We start from the raw sequence: 792 nt of genomic DNA, 5'->3' as shown, positions 1-792 counted from the left end.
CTCGACCTTGTTGGCCGCGTTCACCACCATCGCGATCGCCTGGCCCTTCTGGTCGTGCGTGACGCCGATCTGCGGCACCAGGAACGCGTTCTCGTTCACGCCTTCCTCGATCCGTGCACGCACGAACATCCCCGGCAGCAGCACGCGGCCCGGGTTCGGGAAGACCGCGCGGATCGTCACCGAGCCCGTGGTCTGGTCGACCGTCACGTCCGAGAACTGCAGCTTGCCCGGCTCCGAGTAGGTCTTGCCGTCTTCCAGGATCAGCGTCACCTTCGCCGCGCCCGGGCCGCTCGTCTTCAGACGCCCGCTCTGCACGTCCTGACGCAGCTTCAGCCCTTCGAGGCTCGATTGCGTGAGGTCGACGTACACCGGATCGAGCTGCTGCACCGTCGACATCAGCGTCGCCTGGCTCGCCTGCACGTATGCGCCCGGCGTCACCTGCGAGATGCCGACGCGGCCGCTGATCGGCGACACGACATCCGTATAGCCGAGGTTGATCTGCGCGGTGTCGACCGCCGCCTTGCCGGCCGCGACGTCCGCCGCGGCCTGCCCTTGCGTGGCAACCGCGTTGTCGTAGTCCTGCTTGCTGACCGCGTTCGCGGCGACCAGCACCTTGTAGCGCGCGACCAGCGCGTTCTGCGTGACGAGGTTCGCCTGCGCCTTCGCAAGCGTCGCCTTCGCGCTGTTCAGCGCGGCGATGTACGGCGCCGGATCGATCTTGTAGAGGCGCTGGCCGGCCTTGACGTCGGTGCCTTCGGTGAATTCACGGCGCAGCACGATGCCGTCGACCCG

At 67.8% G+C, this 792-nt stretch carries 1 protein-coding gene; it reads right to left on the bottom strand.

Translation table 11 applies throughout. The features are described 5' to 3' along the window. Positions 1–792, bottom strand: a 792-nt coding sequence (locus WT24_RS02975; protein WP_156441736.1) for an efflux RND transporter periplasmic adaptor subunit, incomplete at both ends; no start/stop codon positions are given.

This window comes from Burkholderia sp. MSMB1078WGS, from assembly GCF_001528895.1.
Lineage (GTDB): Bacteria > Pseudomonadota > Gammaproteobacteria > Burkholderiales > Burkholderiaceae > Burkholderia.
Note: the sequence above shows the minus strand (reverse complement) of the source record. Positions and strands in the feature narration are given on the sequence as shown.